The sequence below is a fragment of the Escherichia albertii NBRC 107761 = DSM 17582 genome, from assembly GCF_000759775.1.
GTDB classification, from domain to species: domain Bacteria; phylum Pseudomonadota; class Gammaproteobacteria; order Enterobacterales; family Enterobacteriaceae; genus Escherichia; species Escherichia albertii.
The window spans coordinates 1-2,674 of the sequence record NZ_BBMY01000077.1 but is presented as its reverse complement, the minus strand read 5'-3'; the positions used below and the strand labels follow the sequence as shown (position 1 = coordinate 2,674).

The 2,674-nt window shown below is 51.3% G+C and carries 2 protein-coding genes; both read right to left on the bottom strand.

Going from position 1 to position 2,674, the window contains the following annotated elements; all coding sequences use genetic code 11:
• The coding region (gene hcp, locus EA14781_RS13985) for a hydroxylamine reductase (RefSeq protein WP_042335788.1) at positions 1 to 1,174 on the bottom strand (1,174 nt) is incomplete at its 3' end.
• Between the two features lie 143 nt (positions 1,175 to 1,317).
• Positions 1,318 to 2,217 carry an L-lysine exporter LysO gene (gene lysO, locus EA14781_RS13980; RefSeq protein ID WP_002462423.1) on the bottom strand — a complete coding sequence of 300 codons (900 nt, stop codon included), beginning with the start codon at positions 2,215 to 2,217 and terminating at the stop codon, positions 1,318 to 1,320.
• Between the last annotated feature and the right edge of the window lie 457 nt (positions 2,218 to 2,674).

Below are 2,674 nucleotides of genomic sequence, written 5' to 3'. Positions count from 1 at the left end.
TCACCAGATCAATCAGCGTATCCGCTGCGCCAAGCAGCGTCTGACGACCAAAACCAACGGTGATCAGATGCGGAATTTCGCTGTACGGGAAGCCTGCCATTTGTTGCGCCTGGGCGATGACCGGCGAGAAATCCTCGCCATCCAGATGGCGAACGCCCGGCCAGCCAACGATGCTGCGGGTCCAGATACGATCATCATACGCGCCTACGGTTGGGTCGATGATGCAGTTAGAGGTCATCACGATAGGGCCCGGGAAACGAGCGAACTCAACTTGCTGATTCTGCCAGCCGCTGCCGTAGTTACCGACCAGATGTTTAAACTTACGCAGTTCCGGGTAGCCGTGGGCTGGCAGCATTTCACCGTGAGTGTAGACGTTAACGCCCGTGCCTTCGGTTTGTTCCAGCAGATTGTAGAGATCTTTGAGATCGTGGCCGGAAATCAGGATACATTTGCCCGCCGTCGCTTTCACGTTCACTTGAGTTGGCGTCGGGTGACCGTATTTACCGGTTTCGCCTGCGTCCAGAATGCTCATCACTTTGAAGTTCATCTGGCCGATTTCCATTGAACATTCGAGAAGCGCGTTCATATCGGCAGGCCAGGTCCCCAGCCACGCCATGATCTTATGGTACTGGGCGTAAATATCATTGTCGTATTGACCGAGAACGTGCGCGTGTTCCATATAGGCCGCCGCACCTTTCAGGCCATACAGGCAGAGTAGACGCAGGCCGAGAATGTTTTCGCCAATCGCTGCTTTATCTTTATTTGGCGTAAATTCCGCCGCCTGACGTTGCAGCTCGCCGAGATCGTCGCTCACCAGTTGCAGGTCAGCCATCGGGTTATCGACATGAGCGTTTGCATCCACTGCCAGACATTGCGCTTTCAGCGCTTCACGCAGAGCAATGGCTTCACGGGCGTAGCCGACAATACGCGGAGAATCGAAGTTAACGTTGGTCAGGGTTGAGAAAAAAGCACGCGGCGCGAAGCTATCTACATCGTGGTTGATGATGCCGTATTCACGCGCTTTTACCGCCCAGGCAGAAAGCCCTTGCAGCGCCGCGATGAGTAAATCCTGAAGGTCAGAGGTTTCCGCCGTTTTACCACACATCCCCTGCGCGTATGAGCAGCCGTTTCCTGCCGGAGTACGGATTGTTTGTTCACATTGCACACAAAACATGATCACACCTTTTAAAGTTATATTTAATATACATGTTTAAGGTTAAGACGCTTAATGCAGGGATAAAAGTGATTTTTGCTGCAACTTTAAGGGAGATTGATTTAGCGCAATTTTGGCGGCAGAGATCTACCGCCAGAGAGGTATCAGGCAGAGAAAAGGGCGATGAGAATCGGCACTAACAGGCTAAGAATAAAGCCGTGAACAATCGCCGCCGGGATCATCTCTAAGCCGCCGGTTCGCTGGAGTACGGGCAGAGTGAAATCCATTGATGTGGCACCGCATAAGCCGAGTGCAGTGGAGCGACTGCGGCGTATCAGGCCGGGAATCAACATGATGGCGAGCAGTTCTCGCGCCAGATCATTAAAAAACGTCGCACTACCGATTACCGGACCAAAAGATTCGGTCAGCAAAATGCCAGAAAGTGAATACCAGCCGAAACCGGAGGCCATTGCCAGTGCGGTGTTGATGGGGAGATCAAGAATAAAGGCGTTAATTAAACCGCCAATTAAAGAACTTGCTACGACGACCGCCGCGACGATTATTCCGCGGCGATTAAGGATAATTTGTTTTAAGGTCATGCCATTGTTGCGTAGCTGAATCCCGACGAGAAAAAGTAACAGAATTAGTGTGTATTCGCTGGCTTCAGTAGCGTGTTGTAAGAAAGCAAAACCACTAAGGCCAATGACAAAACCAATCACCACCACGCCGCACAGTTTTAGCGACTCCAGCGCCATCGCAATACGTGACGGCAATTTCTCTTGCTGGTGGTTGTTGCGCCACGGCAGACCGCGCTCCAGCCACATCAGGGCGACAATATTACACAGCAAAATAACGGTAATGCTAACGGCGGAATAATGCAGGATCGCCAACAGATTACTGGCGAGATTATCAAGAAACGCCAGACTGATGCCCATAAAAAAGAGAATGAGATAGACCATCCAGCTTAATAGCTGATTAATGCGTTTTAACGCAGCTTTTTGGCGAAGCGGAATGAGGTAACCCACAATCAGGGGAACCAGAATGATTAACAGCCCAGAAAACATGAAAACCCAGTCCTTGCAAAGAAGAAGTCGAAATGCGCGATGACACACTACTGAAAGCGGAAGGACGAGTAAAGTTGCAATTAAAAGGAAATGTTATTCATAAGGATCGGTAGGGTATTCATTTTCATTTAAAGATATTCTTGCGCTTTAATTACAAACTGCACTGTTGTTGGTGGCGTCAAAATCGCTGAGGCGTTCCCTGGAGGCCGGGGCAGCCCACATGGATGTGGGCTGAGGGCGCGTTTTACAGGGATGTTACCTCGCGCCCGACCCGGTAGCCGCAAGGGATAAGCCGAGGGAACCGCGCAGCGGCGATTTTGTTCGCCAGAGTCCGGGGGGGCAGGGGGGGGGGCGGCGATTGGCCGCCCCCTGCGTGCTCCTTGCGCCAGTGGCAATATGTGGCTTAGTTCATGAAAGGAGCGCAACAAGATGATAAATCAACATATAACGACATATT

Excerpts from the sequence above, each read along its gene's own strand:
- lysO (WP_002462423.1), bottom strand. The coding sequence starts at position 2,217 with ATGTTTTCTGGGCTGTTAATCATTCTGGTTCCCCTGATTGTGGGTTAC.